This window comes from Flavobacteriales bacterium (assembly GCA_020635395.1).
GTDB lineage: Bacteria > Bacteroidota > Bacteroidia > NS11-12g > UBA9320 > UBA987.
Genome location: JACJZV010000005.1, coordinates 1 through 23199, shown reverse-complemented (window position 1 = coordinate 23199; position 23199 = coordinate 1). Strand labels below are relative to the sequence as shown.

General features: G+C 38.4%; 18 protein-coding genes. 6 read left to right on the top strand and 12 right to left on the bottom strand.

The genetic code is table 11. The annotated features are described in order from the left end of the window. Positions 1-131: 131 nt before the first annotated feature. The 3 genes from nirK to H6607_12670 are packed head-to-tail and all read right to left on the bottom strand — an operon-like array spanning position 132 to position 3405. Positions 132-1595 (bottom strand): nitrite reductase, copper-containing, encoded by a 1464-nt coding sequence (gene nirK / locus H6607_12680; GenBank protein MCB9263222.1) that lies wholly within the window; start codon positions 1593-1595, stop codon positions 132-134. Between the two features lie 17 nt (positions 1596-1612). Continuing rightward, positions 1613-2956, bottom strand: coding sequence for a cbb3-type cytochrome c oxidase subunit I (locus H6607_12675; protein ID MCB9263221.1), 1344 nt, complete (start codon positions 2954-2956; stop codon positions 1613-1615). A gap of 11 nt (positions 2957-2967) precedes the next feature. Further along, positions 2968-3405, bottom strand: a complete 438-nt coding sequence (locus tag H6607_12670; protein ID MCB9263220.1) for a cytochrome c — start codon at positions 3403-3405, stop codon at positions 2968-2970. A gap of 441 nt (positions 3406-3846) precedes the next feature. Between H6607_12670 and rplS the strand changes: the two genes are divergently transcribed. From rplS to H6607_12650, 4 genes are all read left to right on the top strand, one after another. Next, positions 3847-4191 carry a 50S ribosomal protein L19 gene (rplS, locus tag H6607_12665; protein ID MCB9263219.1) on the top strand — a complete coding sequence of 115 codons (345 nt, stop codon included), beginning with the start codon at positions 3847-3849 and terminating at the stop codon, positions 4189-4191. A gap of 87 nt (positions 4192-4278) precedes the next feature. After that, a complete protein-coding gene (locus H6607_12660) occupies positions 4279-6894 on the top strand; it encodes a valine--tRNA ligase (GenBank protein MCB9263218.1) in 2616 nt (871 codons plus the stop codon). 72 nt (positions 6895-6966) lie between these two features. Then, a complete protein-coding gene (locus H6607_12655; protein MCB9263217.1) occupies positions 6967-8529 on the top strand; it encodes an LptF/LptG family permease in 1563 nt (520 codons plus the stop codon). 26 nt (positions 8530-8555) lie between these two features. Further along, positions 8556-9725 carry a glycosyltransferase gene (locus tag H6607_12650; protein ID MCB9263216.1) on the top strand — a complete coding sequence of 390 codons (1170 nt, stop codon included), beginning with the start codon at positions 8556-8558 and terminating at the stop codon, positions 9723-9725. Positions 9726-9740: 15 nt separating this feature from the next. Here the strand turns inward: H6607_12650 and H6607_12645 are convergent, their stop codons facing one another. The 3 genes from H6607_12645 to H6607_12635 are packed head-to-tail and all read right to left on the bottom strand — an operon-like array spanning position 9741 to position 13171. Next, positions 9741-10781, bottom strand: a complete 1041-nt coding sequence (locus H6607_12645; protein ID MCB9263215.1) for an acyltransferase — start codon at positions 10779-10781, stop codon at positions 9741-9743. Positions 10782-10793: 12 nt separating this feature from the next. Continuing rightward, on the bottom strand, positions 10794-12095 hold the full coding sequence (locus H6607_12640; GenBank protein MCB9263214.1) for a DUF58 domain-containing protein: 1302 nt from the start codon (positions 12093-12095) through the stop codon (positions 10794-10796). 50 nt (positions 12096-12145) lie between these two features. After that, positions 12146-13171, bottom strand: coding sequence for a MoxR family ATPase (locus H6607_12635; GenBank protein ID MCB9263213.1), 1026 nt, complete (start codon positions 13169-13171; stop codon positions 12146-12148). 203 nt (positions 13172-13374) lie between these two features. Here H6607_12635 and dnaN point away from each other — a divergent pair, with 203 nt between their 5' ends. Further along, complete coding sequence (gene dnaN, locus H6607_12630; protein MCB9263212.1) at positions 13375-14499, top strand: DNA polymerase III subunit beta; 1125 nt, start codon at positions 13375-13377, stop codon at positions 14497-14499. A 228-nt stretch (positions 14500-14727) separates the two neighbouring features. After that, positions 14728-15408, top strand: coding sequence for a tRNA (guanosine(37)-N1)-methyltransferase TrmD (gene trmD / locus H6607_12625; protein ID MCB9263211.1), 681 nt, complete (start codon positions 14728-14730; stop codon positions 15406-15408). Here the strand turns inward: trmD and H6607_12620 are convergent. The 6 genes from H6607_12620 to murB form a co-directional block, all read right to left on the bottom strand. Beyond that, positions 15405-17624 (bottom strand): hypothetical protein, encoded by a 2220-nt coding sequence (locus H6607_12620; protein MCB9263210.1) that lies wholly within the window; start codon positions 17622-17624, stop codon positions 15405-15407. The genes trmD and H6607_12620 overlap by 4 nt on opposite strands. Before the next feature lie 31 nt (positions 17625-17655). Next, positions 17656-19275, bottom strand: a complete 1620-nt coding sequence (locus tag H6607_12615; GenBank protein MCB9263209.1) for a hypothetical protein — start codon at positions 19273-19275, stop codon at positions 17656-17658. Positions 19276-19340: 65 nt separating this feature from the next. Continuing rightward, a complete protein-coding gene (gldL, locus tag H6607_12610; protein MCB9263208.1) occupies positions 19341-19841 on the bottom strand; it encodes a gliding motility protein GldL in 501 nt (166 codons plus the stop codon). A gap of 204 nt (positions 19842-20045) precedes the next feature. Next, on the bottom strand, positions 20046-21671 hold the full coding sequence (pruA, locus tag H6607_12605) for an L-glutamate gamma-semialdehyde dehydrogenase (GenBank protein MCB9263207.1): 1626 nt from the start codon (positions 21669-21671) through the stop codon (positions 20046-20048). A gap of 38 nt (positions 21672-21709) precedes the next feature. After that, the gene (locus H6607_12600; GenBank protein MCB9263206.1) at positions 21710-22402 is read right to left on the bottom strand and encodes an RluA family pseudouridine synthase; all 693 of its coding nucleotides are present in this window, start codon (positions 22400-22402) and stop codon (positions 21710-21712) included. Then, on the bottom strand, positions 22402-23199 hold a 798-nt coding region (gene murB / locus H6607_12595), incomplete at its 5' end, for a UDP-N-acetylmuramate dehydrogenase (protein ID MCB9263205.1). The genes murB and H6607_12600, both read right to left, overlap by 1 nt.

The following is a 23199-nucleotide window of genomic DNA, read 5'->3' as shown; positions in this document are numbered from 1 at the left end:
TTTTCGACAAAATTACCTGCATCCATTTTTTGACAGGATGCAGGTAAAAATGCCACTAAAAACAAGAAATATTTATGCTTCATTGTATTGCTTCGAAGTTTTTTCTTTGCTGCCAATGAAATTAGCAGAAATTATTTTCTTCTAGCTTTTACCATCTCTGGGGTAATTTGTTGTTTGCCATTGCCCCAACTGCTGGTAACATAGTTTAGTACATTGGCTATGTCATCATCCGACATAACTTGTTTTGGCATAACCGAGTTGAATTGTTTCCCGTTTACGGTAATACTGCCAGTAAGTCCGTTTACCACCGCATCTATGGCCTTGTTTACGTCGTCTTTGAAGTAGTCAGAACCAGCAAGAGGAGGGAAGGCATTGGGCAATCCTTGACCATTATTTTGATGGCAGGCAAAACACGTTTTCATATAAATCTGTTTGCCCAATTCAATTCTTTCAGTCATTGTATAATTTTTGGCAGGTGTATTTTTTGGTTCATTCGGCAATTCTTGAATAACACCTCCCTCAGGGTTGTATATTCCATCTTGCTGTTTGCCAGAATAGATAGTTTTATTCTCTTCTCCTGTAACTTTGAGCATACCCAATGAGCCTTTGTTGAATGTTCTAATAATTGAATGGTCAACCAAAATAAATGTGCCGGGCACTTCGCATTTAAACTCTACAATGGCCGCCCCACCTGCTGGTATCAGTGTGGTTTGCACATTTTTGTTGATCAATTCACCGCCTTCTACATATACTTTGTCAAAGATTTCTCCGATTACGTGGAATGAAGAAACTAAGTTAGGACCACCGTTTCCGACAAACAAACGTACTGTTTCGCCAACTTTTGCCGTAATGGCGTTGTCGCCAGTTAATGAACCTACTTTACCATTGAATACAACATAATCTGCATCTTCTTTTATTGCTTTGTTCATATCAAAAGCCTGCAAACCGGTTTCACCATAACTTCCTTTGGTGTAGAAATCTCCTTGCACTACATAATATTCTTTGTCCACTTTTGGCAATCCACCTTCGGGTTCTACCAAAATTAAACCGTACATACCGTTGGCAATGTGCATACCTACGGGGGCAGTAGCACAGTGGTATATGAATATACCCTGATTGATTACTTTAAACGAAAAGGTTACCTCGTGTCCGGGTGCAACAAATGAAGATGCTGCACCACCGCCCTGTCCGGTAACGGCATGTAGGTCAATATTGTGCGGCAATTTGTTGTCTGGATGGTTTTTTAAGTGAAACTCTATTTCATCACCCACTCTGGTTCGGATAAAACTGCCCGGAACCGAGCCTCCAAAAGTCCAATAGGTATATTTCACACCATTGTCCATTTCCATTTCTTTTTCAACAATTTCCATATTTACAATGAGCTTTTTTGGAGCTCTATCACCCACAGGTTTTGGCACAAAGGGTGGAGCAGTCAATTCTGCGTTTTCTTCTCCAGTTGTTTTCATTGCAATAATGTCATCCACACTAAGGGTTTTATCACTCGCTTGCTTATTGCAGGAAATGATTGAAAACGCCCCCGCCACTACTACTAATAGTGCAGGAATAATTAACCGATTTTTAAAAGTTGCGTTCATAAAACTAATTGTATTTTTTATATATTGTTGTTGTTAATAATTGCTTCGTCATTTGGTTTTCCATGTCGGATAAATTCAAGGATATACAGGGCAATGCCTATGGTAAATAGGGTTGCACAGCATATTAATACAAAAAAGTGAACTTGTATTTCTTTCTGAACAACGCCAAATTCTACACCCATTATTCGCTCCATATACACTTGTGCCACGCCAGCCACGCCAAAGGCCACTGTCATTCCCAACATACCGATGTTGGAGAGCCAAAATGCATACATTCCGCGTGGGGTATCATACAATTTTCTACCCGTAAGATTGGGCAATGCGTAGCTTATTACTGCCAAAACAATCATGGCATAAGCTCCCCAAAATGCAAGGTGTCCGTGCATAGCAGTAACCAATGTGCCGTGGGTGTAGAGGTTTACTTGAGGCAATGTGTGAGCCAAACCGAGCAAACCTGCACCAACAAAGGAAACGATGGCAGTTCCCAAAGTCCAGTTTAATGCTGTTTTGTTTGGGTGCTTTTTTTCTCCTTTTCGATACATATAAACGGCAAATAGAGCCATTCCCAGAAATGCAAGGGGTTCAAGGGCAGAAAAAATACCCCCAATAGTCAACCAATATTTGGGTGTGCCAATGAAATAATAATGGTGTCCAGTACCCAATATACCCGAAATAAAGGTAAGTCCCACAATTACATACAGCCACTTTTCTATTACCTCACGGTCAACTCCAGTAATTTTTATAAGTAAAAATGCCAAAATACCACCCATGATAAGTTCCCAAACACCCTCAACCCAAAGGTGAACTACCCACCATCTAAAAAATGAATCCATCGTTTGATTGTCAAACCAAATCATTCCGGGTAGATATAAGAGGGCGGCAAATACCAGCCCCATTGTCAATACCAATGATGTGGTTGTTCTCTTTTTACCTTTAAACAAAGTCATCAAAATAAGACCAAGAAAGGTAAGCACATTGACAACCACCAACCAGTCGAGTGGTCGAGGAATTTCAAGAAATTTGCGACCCTCCCAATAGTTGAAGTGATAACCAATTATGGCAACAACCCCTACTAAGGCAAATGAAATAAGCTGCACATAAGCGAGTTTAACGTTTACCAGTTCGTTTTCAGCTTCTTCTGGTATAATATAGTAAGCTGCCCCCATAAACCCTGAAAGCAACCACATAACTAATAGGTTGGTATGCACAGCTCTTGCCGTGTTAAACGGAAAGATTGAGTGAAGCCCATCGTAACCCATGTGGGCAAAACCCATGATAAAACCATATATCAGCTGCAATGAAAGCAACAACATGGAAAGGGCAAAAAACCAATATGCTATTTTTTGAGATTTGTACTTCATTGTATTAAAAATTAATGATTTGACTCTGCTTTATAGGGTGGTTTAGCGGGAAATCCATTCAAATCGGCTTCACCACACCATTTAAAAAATTCGACAAGATTATTGGCTTCTTCTTCCGAAAAACCGTAGGCTACCATTTTACGTCCACGAGGACTCCACGGGGTTTTTGACATCAAAACGGCTTTTACAAAACCCTCCCCTCGTCGCTCAATTACCTTTGTAAGCTCAGGTGCATAATAGGCTCCTTCGCCAAAAATACTGTGGCAGCCCATGCAATTATTGGACTCCCACAAGGCCTTGCCGCTGACAACGGTTTTGGTAATTTTTTGTGAATTGGTTTTCTTCGGTACCTCCGTACTCAAAGTGTGCCACGACAATCCCAAGAAAATGCTAAAAGTGACGATTGTGCCTCCGATAAAGAACAACCGTGCTTGATTTTTTGATAACATAACTGTGATAATTAAATTCCTCTGCGAAAGTATATCAAATTTGGTATTCGGATATTTTTATCTGACTTAAATCAGACAAAAGTATCCGAACCATTTTTACAAGATTTTTGTTCTGTTAGGTTTTAAGGTTGATTCAAAGGCTGTGAGATGTTAGTGAAATGGCTTGATTCAACTCTTTTTGGTACAAAAGATTTTTATCTAAAAATCAGAAATAATCCAATCAAAATGACCCTAAATCTGATATATATCATAATTTTAGTGTGGTCTTTTTCCCTACAGATGCTTCAATAAAATGTAAAAATAGGCACTTTGAGAGATGTGTTATTTTCTCCCAATGCCCAAAAGTTGTAAAACCTTCATTTGCGAAGTTCTCCAAAAAATAAAATCTTTGTTTCGTTTAAATAAATAAAAAATATAATTTTGCAGCCCAATTTCAAGGACATGGACTTAATAAAGAAAATTGAGAGTGAAGCATTGAAAGCAGATTTGCCAGTGTTTGGTGCGGGTGATAATGTGACTGTTCACTATAAAATTAAAGAGGGAAACAAAGAGCGTATTCAACCCTTTCAAGGTACTGTTATTCAGCGTAGAGGAAGCGGTTCTACAGAAACTTTTACGGTTAGAAAAATTTCGAGCGGTTTTGGTGTAGAGCGTATTTTTCCTATCAATAGCCCATTGATTGAGAAAATCGTGGTAAACAGAAGAGGAAAGGTCAGAAGAGCGAGATTGTTTTACTTGCGAGGGCTTACCGGTAAAAAAGCAAGAATTAAAGAAAAAAGAGTTTAACTTTAGTTTGATAATTTCTAAGAAAGCCTTCCGCACAAAACGGGAGGCTTTTTTATTTTTGAACGATTTTTAAAATCAATACACAGAATGCACTTAAACGATAAATACAACCCGTCAGAGTTCGAATCGACAATATACGATTCGTGGCTTTCAAATAAACTATTTGCCAGCTCGCCAAACGAGAAAAAACCTTTTACCATTGTTATTCCCCCACCCAATGTTACAGGGGTATTGCACATGGGGCACATGCTCAACAATACCATTCAGGATGTGTTGATTCGGCGGGCCAGAATGATGGGATATAATGCCTTGTGGGTGCCAGGCACCGACCATGCCAGCATTGCCACCGAAGCCAAAGTGGTGGCCATGCTCAAAGAAAAGGGCATTGCCAAAAAAGACCTTAGTAGAGAGGAATTTTTGAAACATGCATACGAATGGAAAGAAAAATACGGTGGAATTATTTTGGGGCAATTGCAAAAGTTGGGCTGTTCGTGCGATTGGGATAGAACCCGATTTACCATGGAACCCGAACTCTATCAATCCGTTATTAAAGTCTTTGTGGATTTATTCGATAAAGGTCTAATTTATAAAGGCGTGCGAATGGTAAACTGGGATCCGGAAGGAAAAACGGCTCTTAGTGACGAAGAAGTTATTTATCGGGAAGTTGACTCACAGTTGTTTTACATCAAATACAAAATTGTTGATTCGGATGAATACATAACTGTTGCAACCACCCGTCCGGAGACTGTTTTAGGCGATACGGCCATTTGTGTGAACCCAACAGACGAACGATATAAACACCTAAAAGGTAAAAAGGCCATCGTTCCATTGGTTAATAGAGAAGTGCCTATCATTTTTGATGAATATGTTGAGCCTGAATTTGGTACCGGAGCCTTAAAAGTTACCCCCGCCCACGATATAAACGATTACAATTTGGGCATCAAGTTTAACCTTGAAGTAATCGACACGATAAGTGAGGACGGAACTATGAGTGAAGCCGCCCAATTTTTTGTAGGAAAAGATCGCTTTTGGGTGCGTAAAAATATTGCCAAATCGTTTGAAGAAACGGGAAACCTTGAAAAAATAGAACCCTATAAAAACAAAGTTGGTTTTAGTGAACGAACCAACGCCATGATTGAGCCAAAACTCAGTCAGCAGTGGTTTGTAAATATGCAAGCCTATATTGATAAAAACCCTCAAGTGCTTGCCGATGTAATGAATGATGACATAGACATGCACCCGGCAAAATTGAAAAACACCTACAAACATTGGATGGAGAATCTAAAAGATTGGTGTATTAGCCGTCAACTGTGGTGGGGGCAGCAAATTCCGGCCTACTATCTGCCGAACGGAAAATATGTGGTGGCCGAAAGCCTTGAAGAGGCATTAAAAAAGGCAAAGTCCATTGATTCGAATATTGCCATAGACCAATTAAAACAAGACGAAGATGTGTTGGATACATGGTTTTCTTCTTGGTTGTGGCCGATTAGTGTTTTTAATGGAATTAACGAACCAGACAATGCGGAAATAAACTATTATTACCCAACAAATGTGTTAGTTACCGGGCCGGACATTATATTTTTCTGGGTCGCCAGAATGATAATGGCCGGATTTGAATATCGTAATGAAAAGCCGTTCGACCATGTGTACTTCACTGGGATTGTTCGTGACAAACAAGGAAGAAAAATGTCGAAACAATTGGGCAACTCGCCTGATGCCATTGGCCTAATGGATACCTACGGCACAGACGGTGTGCGAATGGGATTGATGATGGCAGCACCCGCCGGAAACGACCTATTGTTTGACGAGGCTTTGTGCGAACAAGGCAGAAATTTTGGCAACAAAATTTGGAATGCTTATCGATTGATTGATGGTTGGGAAATTACCGAAAAGTCGGACGATTTGTTCTACGATGGAGCTTCCGACCAAATTCATGCATGGATGCAAGCCACCATAAACGAAACCGTTAAGCAAGTGGATAGCCATTTTGAAAAGTTCCGTATTTCGGATGCAATGACGGCCATTTATAAACTTATTTGGGGAGATTTTTGTAGTTGGTATCTTGAGTGGATGAAACCGGCCTATGGCAGTCCGATTCCGCAAAAAGATTTAGAAAAAATCAAATCAAACTTCGATGTTTTGATGCGATTGTTACATCCATTCATGCCTTTTGTGACCGAAAAATTATGGCAACATTTACATCAATCAGATTCTATCTTTATAAACAACAAAACGTGGCCGGCAACTTCGGAAATATCTGAAAATAACGTAGTTGAACTGGCCAAAGAATTGGTTTCACTTATTCGTTCGGTGCGAAATACAAAACAAATTTCTCCAAAAATTGCTGCGACCATTTCCGTAAAAACAGAAAATGAAAATGGGTTTAAATCTGTGGAGTCTTTGGTAAGTAAATTAGCCAACGTTGAGTCATTTTCATACAATACTGCCGTGGATGGATTGAAAGAATTGTTGGGTACAAACGAGGTGGTTCTAAATTTTGAGGGCGTTGATTTGAATCAAAAAGATGTGGCTGCCATTCAGTCCGAAATAAACCGATTGAAAGGATTTTTGATGGGTATAGAAAAGAAGTTGAGCAACGAAAAATTTGTGGCAAATGCTTCGGAAGATGTGGTGGCTCGCGAAAAACAAAAGCAGGCAGATACGCTCTCAAAAATTGAGGCATTGCAAAATGAATTGATTTAAAGGCGATTTTATCGGTTTTAAAAAATAATTTGAATCGCAAACCTTACGTTTGCACCTAATAGAAAATAGGAGTTGAAAAAACTGCATCTTCTGGTCATCAAATCGTTTATAGGACCGTTTGCGGCCACTTTTGGTATTTCAATTTTCTTGTTTTTGCTCCAATTTATGTGGAAATATGTGGGCGAATTGGTGGGAAAGGGGTTGGAATGGTATGTTATTCTTGAATTCATTCTTTACTCTATTCCATACCTAATACCACGCTCTCTGCCATTAGCTGTGCTGCTTAGCACCCTCATGGTCTTTGGCAATTTGGGCGAACGATATGAGTTGGTGGCTATAAAATCTGCAGGAATATCACTCATAAACACCATGATGCCGCTCATTTTTATTATGCTATTGCTGGGAGCTTTCGCTTTTTATTCGTCCAACAGTTTAATACCTAAAGCCAATTTGAGCTTTTACTCTTTGCTTTGGGATGTGAAAGAGAAAAAGCCGGCAATGGATATTAAAGACGGAGTTTTTTACAACCAAATAAACGGCTTTGCTATTCGGGTTGATAAGAAGCACAAAGAAACTAATAGAATAGACGGCGTTTTAATCTATCAGGAAACAACCAAATCGGGTGTGTCGAATGTTATTTTGGCCAAAACAGGAACCATGGAATTTACCGAAGATAAACGGTATTTGAAGTTGACGCTTGAAGATGGCAAACGATACCAAGAAATGGTTGAAACAGGGAAATACAACGAAACAATGCCCCACAATCTCATGAGTTTTAAGCAATATAGCATTGCACTTGATTTGTCGGAATTGCAACTTAAACGTACAAATCCGCAAAATTTCATGAATAATTTTGATGCTCAAAATTTGGATGAAATAGATTCGCTGGTAAAGGATTTGAATGGTAGAATAAAAGGTAAAACCGTTTTTTTGACGGAGTATATAAAGCCATTTTATCATCATAGAGATTCGAATTATGTGGAACGGAAATATGATTTTAGCAAAATTGACAAATCCAAATCGTATTATGAAATTTTAAAATCTTCGCTCGACAGTATGCAAGTGGCCAAACCGGATACCATAAAATATGTTGAGGACGAAGAAGAACCGCTCACACTATTGGCTCGAAGAAATAGGGCAAATGCGGCAAAAAAGCCAATCGTTTTTCAACCCCAAAAAGTAGAAATTGGCACGGTGGTGGAAAGTGCAACTCAAACTTCTCGAAATATCGGCCAGATGTGCTCTGCTATTAGTATGGAGTCGAAAAAATTGTATGAACGACGAAACCGCTTTATGGTGCAATGGCACAAAAAATTTACTTTAGCATATAGCTGTTTGATGCTCTTTTTTATTGGTGCACCGTTGGGAGCCATTATCCGAAAAGGTGGTTTTGGAACCCCCATGGTGGTAGCCATTTTGCTGTTTATAGTATATTTTATTACCCAAACCGTTGGCGAAAAATTGGCTCGCGAGAGCGTGCTTGAGGTGTGGACCGGCGGATGGTTTGCTCAAATTATTTTTACCCCTATTGCACTGTTTCTTACCTATAAAGCCACCACTGATTCTGCCTTATTTTCGCCGGATGCCTATGTCAATTTTATTCGAAGGTTTGTGCCGGATAAAAACAAAAGTTGATGCGGATTTTACAGGTTTCAAATAGAGTGCCTTATCCGCTAAACGAGGGCGGAACTATTGGCATATACAACTACACCCGCGGTTTTAGTGAGTCGGGTTGCGATGTTACTCTTATTGCATTGGCCGCCGACAAGCATAAAATAAATCTCGATGAAGCTAAAACTGAATTGTCGAAATATTGCCAATTTTTGGTTTACCCAATCAATACGGATGTTCACGTCATTCCTGCGTTTCTCAATCTTTTTAGCAGCAAGTCGTATAATGTTGAGCGGTTTTATTCAAAGCATTTTGAGCAAGAACTGATAAAGCTTCTTAATGAAAACCAATACGATATAATTCAAATAGAAGGAACTTTTCCAGCAGTATATTCTGATACTATTTTTAAATACGCAAAATCGGCAAAGGTGGTGCTTCGGCAGCACAATGTGGAGTTTCAGATTTGGCAACGGCTGGCAGCCAATGCCAAAAATCCGATAAAGAAATGGTATTTGAATTTGCTTTCGAGGAGACTGGAAAATTTTGAAAAAAAACATTTGAACCAATATGCAGCATTAGTTCCGGTTACGGAAGACGATGGCAATTTGTTCAAAAAAATGGGTTGTAAGATACCCGTATTTGCCTCTCCGGCGGGCATTAATACAGAGGTGTGGAAACCAACCTACGAGCAAGAAAATCCGTATGCCATATTTCATATCGGCAGTTTGGAGTGGCTACCAAATCTAGAGGCCGTGATGTGGTTTTTGGATGAGGTGTGGCCACATATACTTCAAAAAACAGATAAAATTTCCTTTTTTGTGGCCGGAAAAGGTATGCCCGAAAATTTGAAAAATTTGAAACTAAAAAATGTGGAAATGGTGGGAGAGGTGGACTCTGCCACGGCATTTGTGGCGGACAAGGCCATTACCGTTGTTCCGTTAAAATCGGGCAGTGGTATTAGGCTCAAAATTTTGGAAGCGATGAGTGCTGGCAAAGTGGTTATTAGCACCACCATTGGGGCTCAGGGTATCAATTATTCGGAAAACGAAAATATCCTTATTGCCGACACTCCGGAGGCATTTGCTCAATCTCTAATAAATGTAGTAGAGGACAACGCATACCGAAAAATAATTCAGCAAAACGCTCGTCAATTAATTGAAAATCAATATTCTAACAAAAGTGTTGTGGCTAAGTTGCTTGATTTTTATAAGACGATTTAGACGGCCTTGCAAGTGTTATTTACTGAGGTTCAATGGTATGTTTTTAAGTTTTAACGCTCTTTTTTCAACGATATGCCATGAAAAATACGCCAAAATAAAGGATATAATAATTGTGCAAAACATTAGCTGAACGTGATTCAGCTTATAGAAATACAACAATGTTTGCTGAACAGGGTATGCATAGATGTAAACTCCATAAGAAAGGTCTCCAAGTTTGTAACCGATGTTTTTTATGTAACGAACCGGAATTAACCCCAAAAGTATGATGAGGAAAGGTAGGACAACGTATTTTATTTCATTAAAGAAATTGAAATAGGTAGCAATAATGATTGTCACAAACGCAGCAAGTAACATTGTTTTTTTATGATTAAATTTTTCAATTTCTACCGAGGCCCAAAATGACCCGGCCAAAAAGAAACAACCTAAATCGAATAGGTGAAATCCACTCAGAATAAGGTGAAGACTTTCCACTTTTTCTTCAAAAAATAATATAGCAATTATGGACGCAATCAGAACGAAGAATAAAATAATGGAGGCAAGTTTTGTTTTTTTTCGAAAAACAAACAGTGGAATAATAAAAAGGTACATGGTAAATTCGAATGGTAGAGTCCAGAGACTGCCATTTATCACGGCCTTGTGCGGATTTGATTCAAACACCCCTGATATGCCATATTGCGGTTTATAGAGTGTTAAGTTTTGGGGCAGATATTTGAGTAGTTGTGTGTTTTGAAAGAAAGGGACTGAGCTCTGATAAACAAACGGTACTAATAAAACCGTGAGTAATAACACTACAATTAAAGCCGGATAAATGCGTAAAATTCTTTTCCAGAAATATTGTAAAATAGTGGAACTGCGTTGAAGACTTTGGAAAATTAAATAACCACTAATGATAAAAAAACCTTTTACACCAATGTATGAGAATCCCATTTGACCGTTAGAAATTTGGCACAGGATATCACACTCTTTGAGACCTGTAAGTGTATAGGAATGTGTAATAATTACAAAAGTGGCAAACAGCAACCGTAGAAAATCAAAATTGTTTTGATGGCGTTCCACAAACATTCAATCTTAAAACATTCCCTTTGCCTTTAAAGAAAGGTATTGGTTGATGGTGTTTATGGATAGATTTTCGGGTTTTGAAACAATGGTTTGAATGCCAATGGTGTTGAGTTCGGAGGCAATGAGCCGTTGCTCGTAGATGAATTTTTCGGCAATGGTTTTTTCATAAATTTCTTCCAATGTTTTTGCTTGTTCGGCAGTCATGGCGGCTATTTCGGAGTTTTCAAACATAATTACCACCAACAAATTGCGTTTGGCAATCAGGCTGAGCGTAGGTTTTATGCGTTGCAGTGTGTGCAGTGTGTTGCAGTTGGTAAATAAAAATATAAGGCTTCGCTGTTTTATGCGGTGCGTAATGCCCGAATACAAGGCCGAAAAATTGGAGTCTAAATCATTTTGCTCCAGAGTGTATAGCGACTGCATCAAATGAAACAACTGCTCCTTTTTGTTTTCGGCTTTAACAAATTGATCAAAATTTTTATCAAAAGTCATAAGCCCTACGCGGTCTCCTTTATTTAAAGCTACATTGCTTATGGCAAGGGTAGTGTTTACGGCATAGTCCGCCAAACTCAACCCATTAAAAGGCATTTTCATGTTCCGACCCTTGTCAATTATAAAATATATGGGCTGAGATTTTTCGTCTTCATATTGGTTTATCATCAGGTTTTGGTTTCTGGCGGTAGCTCGCCAGTTGATGCTGCGATAGTCATCTCCCTGCACATATTGTTTTATTTGTTCAAATTCGTAGCTGTGGCCAAGTCGTCGTTGTTTTTTCACCCCCTGATTTACCGAAATTTTTGAAATCGATTTTAGTTCAATTTCCTGCATGTGAATTAAGGATGGGTAAACCGATATTTTTTCGGTGGCTTCTATCTCAAATTTTCGTTGTAGGAGTCCATATTTTGAAACAGAAACAAAAACATTTATTTTGTCAAACTCATAAATACCACGAGTGGTGGGGTGGATGGTATAATTATAAAGTTTGTTTTCGCCGGCTTGCATTTGGGTGGAAATTTTAAAATCACGAATTTGCAGTTGGTAGGGTAAATCATCAACTATCTCAATGTTTATTGCAGTATTGAAGTTATTGGTCGTATCAATTTTGATGATGTTTTCGCTTCCAACAGATAGTTTGTTGGCCATTTTTCGATGAGCTACAATTCCACCTTTGGTATAATAAAGCAATCTATATTGATAAAAAACTACAGCCAACAAAACGACACCCAAACCAATGGCAGGAAAAAAAAGAAACTTGAGCCAATTGGCCAAAACCATTACCACGATTAGTACGCCAAATGCTTTATAAAGCATTTGAGTAAAAAAAACTGAATTGATATGTTTTACAAAGCGGCGGAGCAAGGCTATCTCGGGATTTCTACTTTTTCGACAATTTGTTGCAAAATAGTAGTAACTGGAATTCCTTCCATTTCACGTTGAGGTGATAAAATAATGCGATGATTAAGCACCGGCTTGGTCACCCATCGCACATCGTCGGGGGTAACAAAGTTGCGGCCATTTATAGCCGCGGCAGCCTTAGAAGCTTTCATTAACCAAATAGCAGCACGCGATGAAGCTCCTAAAAATAAGTCTCCCGTTTTTCGGGTTTCCTGAATTATTCCGGCAATGTATTGCAAAATAGAATCGCTTATGGATATGCTTTCTACCGTTTTCCGGAGTTTTACTAAATCGGCAATGCTTGCCACGGGTTTTATGTTGCCCATTTCACGCATATCAAAATCATTTTGAAACCGATGCAAAATGGCCAAATCTTCCTCCATGGTGGGGTAATCCACTATCACTTTAAACAAAAAGCGATCGAGCTGAGCTTCGGGCAAATTGTACGTCCCCTCGTTATCAATTGGGTTTTGGGTGGCAATAACCATAAAGCCATCGCCCAATTGGCGTGTTATTCCGTCAACCGAAACCTGAGCCTCTTGCATTACCTCAAACATGGCAGCTTGGGTTTTGGCCGGAGCACGGTTTATTTCGTCGGCTACCACCAAATCGGCAAAAATGGGTCCTGCTTTAAACTCAAAATCATGCGTTTTTGAGTTGAAAATATTGGTTCCCAAAATGTCGCTGGGCATCAAATCGGGGGTAAACTGTATTCTTGAAAATTTGGCATCGATGCTTTTTGCAAATAACCGAGCTGTAAGTGTTTTTGCTACTCCTGGCACGCCTTCGAGCAATATATGGCCTTTGGTTAATAAACCAATAATCAACAAATCCATGAGCTGCCTTTGACCCACAATTACGGTAGAAAGCTGTTGCTTTATTTTGGTGGCTAATTCTACAATCTTAGCTATATCATTATTAGTTTCAGCCTCCAAAATTGCCCTCAGATCATTGGTTTCGTGTGCCGTCAAGTCGTTTTCTTCTTCAATCATTGTTTTTATTTCTTTTTGATTCCTTTAAAGGCCGAAAGATAATGTTTCGACTTTAACGAATACTTTTTTTTAATGATTTTTTGAGATTCTGTTTTAATTCATTCTTCATTTTCAACAAAAACGGGAACATTTTTAACATATTTTGATTTATTTTAAACCAAAGATATAACTTCGCCACACATATAAAATTTAGTTATTAGTAAATGAAATTTATTGTTAACACCTCGGCACTTTTGCAAAAATTGCAGGCCATCAGCGGAACAATTGCGGCCAAACCGATATTGCCCATACTCGACCATTTTTTGTTTGATATAAAAAACGGAGTTTTAACCATTACAAGCACCGATCTGGAAACCAGTATGAGTACCAGCCTTGATGTTCAGGCGGAGGAAGATTGTTTGGTGGCTGTTCCCAGCCGACTTACCATCGATACATTAAGGTCGTTGCCCAACCAGCCAATTACCTTTACGTTAGATGCAGATACCAATGCGGTAGAACTTCGGTCAGAAAACGGTAGATATAAACTGGCGGGTCAGCCGGGAGTTGATTTTCCGAAAATACCTGAGATAGAAACCGAATCTTCGTTTGAAATGAAGAGCAGTGTGCTTTTGAGCAGTATTTCTAAAACCATATTTGCTACTGGAAACGATGACTTGAGGCTCAATTTAACTGGCGTTTATGTTGAATTGTTTCAGGATTCGGCAAACTTTGTGGCCACCGATGCCAATCGATTGGTTCGTTTGAAACGCAAAGATGTTTCGCCCGGTGTAGAACATTCGTTTATTCTGCCAAAAAAGGCATTGAACCTGCTCAAGTCCAGTTTAACCGACGACGGTTCGGCGGTGCGGGTGGAGTATAATCAGAGAAACGCATTCTTTAATTTTGGCGATATTCAGCTAATTTGCCGATTTATTGATGAAAGATATCCAGATTACAACGCTGTTATTCCGGCAGAAAATCCACGTGTTTTAACCATTAACAGAAATGATTTTTTAAACAGTGTGCGTCGTATTAGTATTTTTTCAAACAAAAGTACACACCAAATTAGACTCAAAATTAGCGGAAGCGAATTGGTAATATCAACCGAAGATATGGACATGGCCAATGAAGCAACCGAGCGACTGGCTTGCGATTTTAAAGGCGATGATATAGAAATAGGTTTTAACTCAAGATTGCTTATGGAAGTTTTGAGTAATATGGATAGCGAGAATATTAATTTAGAAATGTCGGTGCCAAGCAGAGCGGGCATCCTTCTGCCTGATGAGAATGATGAAGGCGAAGATTTATTGATGCTGGTTATGCCGATGATGCTCAACGCATCGAGCTAATTATTATTGTCATAAAAGAAACAGCGAAGTGTCAGTTTCGGTTGCAAACCATCTGAAATTTGAAAACTGATATTACAATGACATTCAGATTTAAAGGCAATTTTACTTTTGAGATGAAGTAAGACTTTAACGAGTCTGAAAGCCAACAGCACAACCCTGGTACAAGGTACCGGGGTTTTTTTGTGTTAAAATTTTCTTTTTCAGATTTCTTGCATCAACTTTGAAACCATGCAAATCGATATTATATCGGCAGTGCCGGAATTGTTGGAAGGCCCTGTAAATCAGAGCATTTTAAAACGTGCTTCAGATAAAGGATTAGCCAAAATAAATGTTATAAACCTTCGAGATTATGGACTGGGAGGCTACCGCCAAATAGATGATAAAATTTATGGCGGAAATGCCGGAATGGTTTTGATGATTGAGCCTATAGCCAATTGCATCAATGATTTAAAGTCGAAAAGAGACTATGAAGAAATAATATACATGACTCCTGATGGCGAAAAATTTAATCAACCCATGGCCAACAGATTGTCAATGAAAAAAAATTTGATTATTCTCTGTGGTCATTATAAAGGCATTGACGAGAGAATTCGTCAACACTTTATAACCAAAGAAATATCTATTGGCGATTATGTGCTGACAGGTGGAGAGTTGGCTGCGGCTGTGGTGGCAGATGCTATCGTTAGGCTTCTTCCTGGAGTTATCAGCGATGAAACTTCTGCTTTAACCGACAGTTTTCAGGACAATTTACTATCGCCTCCCATTTATACAAGGCCAGCCGATTTCAATGGTTGGAAAGTACCCGATATATTGCTGAGCGGCCATTTTGCCGAAATTGAAAAATGGAATGAACAAATGGCCATAAAGCGAACCGAAGAGCGAAGACCAGATATGCTTGAATCAGATTAAAAGCCCATCCGTAGCTTGCGTGTAATGGTAATACCGAAGTAGGAAAATCCATCGTTGACATCACTAAATGAGCGTCTTCCCGATATTCCATTTGGATTGCTCAATTGTACGGCAATATCACCTAAATCAGGGTTTACGGCTTTAAGAGCATCGGCATCAGGAAATTCACCCGTACTTACATCGTCTAAATAGTCCATAAAAAGTTTATGGTAGGTATAGGATCCGCTAATAATCCAGTTTTGCTTTAGATGGCGAGATATTTTGATGCCCATCGGAATGCTGTACGCATATTTGCTATAAGCCTCGGTTGCTCCATTCAATGTCTGTCCTTCTGTGCCAACTGGCCTTAAATTATACCATTTGTTGCCAACGTTTGATTGTGGATTGAAGTAAAAACCAGAAACGCCAAAGGTAAAACTAGGTACATACGATGTAAGTCGTTTGTATTTCAAAAGGCGAAATTCGCATAAAAGGCCAATATCATAAATGGTGGTTCTAAAATGAAGACCACGTTCAAAATTGGGTCCTCTGTTCTTGCCCAAATCGCTTTCGCGGCGGTCATCTCCGGCAATTCTCAAATTATTTTGAGCCAGCTCAATTCTCCATCTTTCCGAAATATTGTATCCAAATCGAAGTCCTACATTGGGTCGTGCATTGGGTATATAAAACCCAACCGCGGTATAAGCCAAGTCGCCAAAATAAATGGTAGAACCTGTAAATAACCCTAAATCCCAATATTTTTCCTTTCGAATTACCTCTAATGAGTCAAAGCCCTTTGGTTCATCGTTTTTTCCGGTGTCGATGTTGTTGGTAGCTGTATAATCAATATTTATGTCATTTGATGATAAATCTCTTCGTGGAATTTTCTGATAGTCATCTATGCTGACCAAAAATTCCCGGTTTTTGTTTAGGTAGTTTTTTAAGCCAATGTTTACGGCTGGCACAAGAAAACCATTATTGTCTTGAAGCCCCTTAATTTCAATATAACCATGCTCGTATTGTTTTACGATTTTATCTTCGATAAAAACTTTTACACGTTGGCTATTGTCTTCAAATTCAATTCTATTTTTTATGCCATATCTTCGTATGGTGTCATCGTGAATGTAAATGTAATTAACCTCAAAAGATTCTGTGGGTTTTATGGGTTTATTGGCAATTAGTTCTATTAATTCAGTAAATTGGTCTATCCTAAGGTCGTATGATGGGTTATCAACACGAACGCCATTTACTCCAATTTGATAAATATGACCATTTAAAGTATTGTCAGGCTTTTCCAACAAGTCATAAAACACTATAAATGGGGCTCTTTGTAGGCTTTTTATTTGCTCTGAATTGAGTTCAATATATTTCTCGGCATCCGGGCCATAATAGTTGTTTGAAATATCAATTTTGTCGGACGAACCAACGGCCGTGATGTAAACAGGAATAAAATCAACAGTATCAATCCCCAACAAACCCACATAGTTGTAGCTTATGCTATTATTTTTTATGGTGGGTTGTTTGTATTGGTCATCGTCCTCATTATACACCAAATAAAGAGGTGTAGTAAAAATTCCGTTTTGTTCTTTTCCAATAAATTCACTTCTCGAAAAAACGTTGTTTTCTATGTTGTATTCCAAGAGAGTCCATGCTGCATCTGCAATCATCAAACTTGAGGAGTTGTTGCCAAACGTATTGTTTTTGATGTTTACAACAACTTTGTTTTCAACTAAAATCTTGTCCATTTCTAAGATTTCGAGATAAACCTCTGCGTTTAAATCGTGAAACATAGAATTTTCGATATTGACTGAATTTCTGAGCCAAAATTTGTCAAATTTCAACGATTTTTTTAAGGATGTAAACTCGGCATACTGCACATTGATGTCTGAGTTGCTTTCATATTTAATTTCAAATCCAAAACCGGGTTTCGAATCATCAATCGAGGATATTTTTACAAAATTATTTGAGGCTCCAGCAATTTTTAAACCACCCAAAACCTGGATACTGGCATTTTCCGTAAAAACCAATTCTGTGCCTGCGTTTATGATAAGTGTTACATCTTTTTTTACCACATTATTGCCACTAACCACATACTTTCCCGGCTCTAGGGCTGTAGTTGAGGAAATGACCGAGGGAAAACTTTTTACTTGCACATTGGTGCTGTTCTGTGCCACGATGGGCAAGAATGATAGTAAGAAAGCCATTCCAACGAGTATTTGTTTAATAATAGTTCTCATCTCAAAGTTTTTTGCACGTAATCAAATTTGTTCATGGGGCAATGGTATAAGTAACAGGAAGTATCTCTATTTCGGTACCGGTTGATGATTTTGCTTTTATGTCAGTAAACATAACAATATCACCAGGTTGTACTTTTGAAAGAGATTCTAATGAGCTGGCATTTAGTGAATTGCCTTTATTGAGAATCGGCTTCAAAATGGCGGTGTGCCCATTATAAATAATCGTAAAGTTGAAACTCGAAATGTAGTAGGCTTCTTCAACCATCAATTCATCCGACTTGATATTTAATATTTTTACCTTTTGAGCTTCTTGAAACGAAATTTTTTCTCCACTTTTCTTTTCCAAAATATTGGCAACCGGAGGGTTCAAATGTCTAACCACATATTGTTTGTTGGCTATTCTAACAAGGCCATAAGGCATTTTTGCAAATATTTCTATTCGCACTTGGCCTTCTTTTTCCACCCGAGCGTAGAAATTTTTTCCTTTTTTCAAGATTCGGCCATCAGAAATTCGTGCCTGCAAGTTGTCCGTATTTTCAAACTCGCTGGTTTTGAGTTGCAACTCGTTGTTTATGCCAATGTAGAGTGTACCCATTTGGTTGTTATCCAAAATAGGGTTCAAGTCAATTACTTTAAGGTTCTTTCTACCTGTGGTTACCCCATTTGAGTATCGCAAAATATAATAGCCCTTTGTTTCAGGCACAAACATAAAATCTCCTTCGCGGGTCATTGTAAAGTTCTGCATTTCTCCTTCGGGGTTTTCCACCGAAACATTCAGCTTTTGGTTGGCCGAATTATCAAAAGTAAATGCAAACTGAATGGGCTTTCCAACAGCGTAAATTGAATCACCCAACGATTCAATTTTTACATTGTATTTATTGCTTTCTTTTTGTTTTTCTATACGCTCATTTCTATAAAGTTGCATTTTGTCTTGCATCACAATGATAGAGTCAAATGAAATATCTTCTGTGTATGCCTTTAAAATTTGAGGGTTTTGGAAAGATTGTGGGTCTAATTGAGCCAACCTTCTAATATCGGACGGAACAGATTGGTTATCTACTATTGCTCTTCTTACCACATCATTTATAACCATACTTCTAACCAATTCAATCTTACTCTTAAAATTTGTTAAACTAAGAACCGATATGGTAAGAGGATGCTTGTAGAAATAGAAGTTTTCTGAGGTTACAAGTTGTCCATCAGATTTTCGTTCAAATTTTGGCAATGGGAGTATGGAATCTATTAAATCTACTTTTTCGGCATCTAAATATTGCCCTATGTCCAATTTATATTCGCGTAGCGAGTTAAATAATTTGGTGGCATTATTTTGATAAATCATAATGTCGTTTGAGTGTTTTTCACGTTTACCGCCTACCAAATATCCAAACTCATTATATTTTTCTTGCGAGATAAGCACCAATTTTAATGAATCAATCAAATTAAGTTGTTGCTGGGTTTTTTTATCAATGATGTTTATGTTTAACAAGGTTTTGTCGAAATATTCCGGATTGTTTTTTAAGTTGGCCAGCATAAATGCATTAAAACGAGAGTTTTGCACCTCTACCTCATTACATAATCTGGTCAATGATTGATCGCTTTTTTGCACCGTATCCACAAAATCATTGGGTATGTATGTGAATATTAATGCCAAAAATATAAGATACAAAAGGTTTATCGCCTTTTGCCTGAGTTTTGCTGCACTTGATTCCATGTCAATTAAAATTTATAATTGTCGAACTCACGCAACTTATCGTTAGCAGCTGCTATTTTGGTTTTTAAATTGGATATTTCCTTATGATAATCAAGGGTAGATGTGTTTACCAACTCATAGTTCGTTTCAAGCCTCTCCACATAACTTGTAAGCTTTTGAGTGGCTGCATTTAAATTTTCTACCGAGTTGTTCAAACTCAAAATTGACTGCATAATATGCTGAATTTGTTGTTCTTGAGTCATTTCAGCACCATCCAAACTCATTTTTGGAGCTTCTGTCTCATCCGAATCACGCGAAAGCTGAGGAAAGATTCTCTCCCAATTATATGATTTTTGCTTAAAAACGGGTTGTGCCCCCGATATAAGAAATATGACGGCTTCTCCAACCAAACCGACCACAAAGAGTACATCGGCACCCTTCCAGCCTAAAAATTTGAACAGAGCCGCAACCAGAATAATAGCTGCTCCAAGCCCATAGAAAAAGTTTAATAAATCAAATCTTCGCATAAGTTATCAATTAATAGTGTCACCAAAGTTGTTATCTTCTTGCAATCAATGTGCCACCGAGGTTATAAAAAAAATGGGAGTAAAAAATAATGGATTCAAATACTTGATTATCAATTAGTTATGTTTTAGTATATAAAAAAATAAAGCGATATTTATGCATAAATATCGCTTTGTTTTTTCCCAAATTTAGACTTGTACTCTTGTTTATAACTTGTGGAAAGGGTAGCTATAGTCTGTTGGGGGTACAAAATTTTCTTTAATTGTTCTCATACTCACCCATCGCATCAAATTGGCTTTTGCACCCGCTTTATCGTTGGTTCCACTGCCCCTTGCTCCACCAAATGGTTGCTGACCAACAACGGCTCCAGTAGGCTTATCGTTGATGTAAAAATTTCCTGCTGCATTGCTCAGCATTTTGGTTGCCATCTCAACAGCGTATCTGTCTTTGCTGAAAATGCTGCCTGTTAGTGCATATTCGCTGGTACTGTCCACAATTTTTAGTGTTTCTATAAACTTGTTTTCGTCATAGACAAATAAGGTTAAAACAGGTCCAAAAATTTCTTCGCACATGGTGCGGTAGTGTGCATCTTTTGCCAGAAGTATTGTTGGCTCAATAAAATATCCCTTGCTTTTATCAAAGTTTCCACCGGTCAAAATTTCGATGCCATCGGCTTTTGCTTGTGTTATGTATGAGCTTATCTTATCAAATGCTTTTTCATCAATAACGGCGTTTACGAAGTTACCAAAATCTTCGGTTGGACCCATTTTCATATCGTTTACCATGGCTACAAGTTGTTTTTTAACATCAGGCCAAAGGTTGTTGGGTATATAGGCTCTGGAGGCAGCACTACATTTTTGACCTTGAAATTCAAATGCACCACGAGCAATGGCTGCAGCAACTTCGCTGGCGTTAGCCGATTTGTGAACCATTACAAAATCTTTTCCGCCTGTTTCGCCCACTATTCTCGGATAGGTTTTGTAGGCGGCTATATTCGTGCCAATTTCTTTCCACAAATGTCTAAAAACACCGGTAGAGCCTGTAAAATGAATACCAGCAAAATCGGGATGTTTGAAAACTACATCGCCTACATCAGAGCCATTGCTGTATATCAAGTTAATAACTCCATCGGGCAAGCCGGCTTCTCTAAACACCTTCATTATGACATAGGCCGAATAAATTTGCGTTTCGGCTGGTTTCCAAACCACTGTGTTGCCCATTAAAGCTGGAGTTCCGGGCAGATTTCCGGCAATGGCTGTAAAGTTGAAAGGGGTAATGGCAAAAACAAATCCTTCCAACGGCCGGTATTCTACTCTGTTCCACACAGTCGGAGAGTTTTCTGGCGGTTGTTCGGCATATATTTCGGTCATATATTTTACGTTGAAACGCAAAAAATCAATCAATTCGCAGGCCGAATCAATTTCTGCTTGGTAACAATTTTTGCTTTGGCAAAGCATGGTGGCGGCGTTAATCTCATTTCTGTAGGGTCCGGCAATTAGATCGGCAGCTTTTAAAAATATCGAAGCTCGATTTTCCCAACTAAGGTTCGCCCAATCATTTTTGGCTGCCAAAGCTGCATTAATTGCCAGATGAACGTGGTCTTTGGTGCCTTTATGAAAATGACCCAAAACGTGCTGATGGTCGTGTGGAGGGTGCATAGAAACAGTGTTTCCAGTTCTAACCTCTTCAGAGCCAATAAACATTGGGATGTCTCGGGTTTCGGCACGCATTTCGGCCAATTTGTTTTTTAATGAAATAGTTTCGGGGGTGTTTGGTGCATAGTCTCGTACTCGTTCGTTTTTAGGAGTTGGTACGTTAAAAAATCCGTTCATTTTATAAATTTATGTTGAATCTAACTTTTAATTATTTGTTACTCAAACGATTGGAAGAAATTCCAATTTTCTTCATTCGGCAATGGACATTGCAAAAGTAATTTTTCTTTTTTTACGGGATGAATAAACTCAAGGCTTTTGCTGTGTAAGTATATATAGTTGCCCTTTCCTTTCCAGCTTCCATATTTTAAATCGCCCGAAATGGGGTAACCAATTTTGGCCAATTGTGCCCTTATTTGGTGCGACCTACCTGTATGAAGGTATATTTTAAGCAAAAATTTGTGATTAGCCGTTCCAATATAGTCATAACTCAGTTGGCTCTTTTTGCTGTCTTTTACCTCTTTGTCATAAGCCTTGGTTACATTCTTTTCTTTATTTTTTACCAGCCAATGGGTCAAATCATCCGACAATTTTTGAGGCTTTTTTTGAACTAAAGCATAATAAATCTTTTTGAGTTTTTTTTCTTTAAACAGTTCGTTCATTCTGGTCAGAGCTTTGGATGTTTTGGCAAATATTACCAGCCCGCTAACGGGTCGGTCTATTCGGTGAATAACACCTAAAAATACATCTCCAGGTTTATCGTATTCCGTTTTGATGTATTCCTTTACATAATCGGTCAAAGTTTTGTCGTAAGACAATTCGTCATGTACCAATAATCCTGCCGGTTTATTGATGGCAATGAGGTGATTGTCCTCAAATAGTATCGCCGATTTTACGTTCCAGTTTTCCATTAAATAATATTTACTTCTGGTTCAAGCCTTACCCCAAATTGTCTTTCAACGGAATCGATGATGGTATAAGCCAAATTCTTAATTTCTTTACCTGTGGCATTACCATAATTTACCAACACCAATGCCTGATTTTTGTGGCTACCCGTGTTGCCCACCCGCTTCCCTTTCCATCCGGCCTGCTCAATAAGCCATCCTGCGGCAAGTTTTGAGTGGTTTTCATCTATCGGATAACTTTTTACTTCGGGGTTGGTTTGAATAATTTTTTGCAATAATTCATTTTCTATTACCGGGTTTTTAAAAAAACTACCACTATTTCCCAATTCCTTTGGGTCGGGCAATTTGCTTTGGCGGATATTTATCACTGCCTGACTCACATCTTTTATTGTTGGTTTTTCAATGTTTTGTTTGCTCAATTCTGATTTTATATCGCCATAATCTAATTTAAGTGTCGAATTTTTGTTTAGCTTGAGGTCAATGGAGGTAACAATTACCTTGTTTTTAAGTTCATTTTTAAAAATGCTATTTCTATAGTCAAAAAAACATTCGGCATTTGAAAGACTTTTTTCCTCACCACCAATAAGGTCTATAAAGTTAACTTGTAGCAAAACATCTTTAATCTCCACACCATAAGCCCCTATGTTTTGAATAGGTGCAGCACCCACGCTGCCTGGAATCAGAGAGAGATTTTCTAAACCACCCCATCCACTATTTACGGCAAACATGACCGTTTCGTGCCAAATTTCTCCAGCACCAAATCGCACAACAACGTACTCTTCAGTTTCTTCTAAAATGGTTTT

What these genes read in the sequence shown, in the direction of transcription:
- nirK (MCB9263222.1), bottom strand. Translation starts at nt 1,595, where the DNA reads ATGAACGCAACTTTTAAAAATCGGTTAATTATTCCTGCACTATTAGTA.
- H6607_12675 (MCB9263221.1), bottom strand. Translation starts at nt 2,956, where the DNA reads ATGAAGTACAAATCTCAAAAAATAGCATATTGGTTTTTTGCCCTTTCC.
- H6607_12670 (MCB9263220.1), bottom strand. Translation starts at nt 3,405, where the DNA reads ATGTTATCAAAAAATCAAGCACGGTTGTTCTTTATCGGAGGCACAATC.
- rplS (MCB9263219.1), top strand. Translation starts at nt 3,847, where the DNA reads ATGGACTTAATAAAGAAAATTGAGAGTGAAGCATTGAAAGCAGATTTG.
- H6607_12660 (MCB9263218.1), top strand. Translation starts at nt 4,279, where the DNA reads ATGCACTTAAACGATAAATACAACCCGTCAGAGTTCGAATCGACAATA.
- H6607_12640 (MCB9263214.1), bottom strand. Translation starts at nt 12,095, where the DNA reads ATGCTTTATAAAGCATTTGGCGTACTAATCGTGGTAATGGTTTTGGCC.
- H6607_12635 (MCB9263213.1), bottom strand. Translation starts at nt 13,171, where the DNA reads ATGATTGAAGAAGAAAACGACTTGACGGCACACGAAACCAATGATCTG.
- dnaN (MCB9263212.1), top strand. Translation starts at nt 13,375, where the DNA reads ATGAAATTTATTGTTAACACCTCGGCACTTTTGCAAAAATTGCAGGCC.
- trmD (MCB9263211.1), top strand. Translation starts at nt 14,728, where the DNA reads ATGCAAATCGATATTATATCGGCAGTGCCGGAATTGTTGGAAGGCCCT.
- H6607_12620 (MCB9263210.1), bottom strand. Translation starts at nt 17,624, where the DNA reads ATGAGAACTATTATTAAACAAATACTCGTTGGAATGGCTTTCTTACTA.
- gldL (MCB9263208.1), bottom strand. Translation starts at nt 19,841, where the DNA reads ATGCGAAGATTTGATTTATTAAACTTTTTCTATGGGCTTGGAGCAGCT.
- pruA (MCB9263207.1), bottom strand. Translation starts at nt 21,671, where the DNA reads ATGAACGGATTTTTTAACGTACCAACTCCTAAAAACGAACGAGTACGA.
- H6607_12600 (MCB9263206.1), bottom strand. Translation starts at nt 22,402, where the DNA reads ATGGAAAACTGGAACGTAAAATCGGCGATACTATTTGAGGACAATCAC.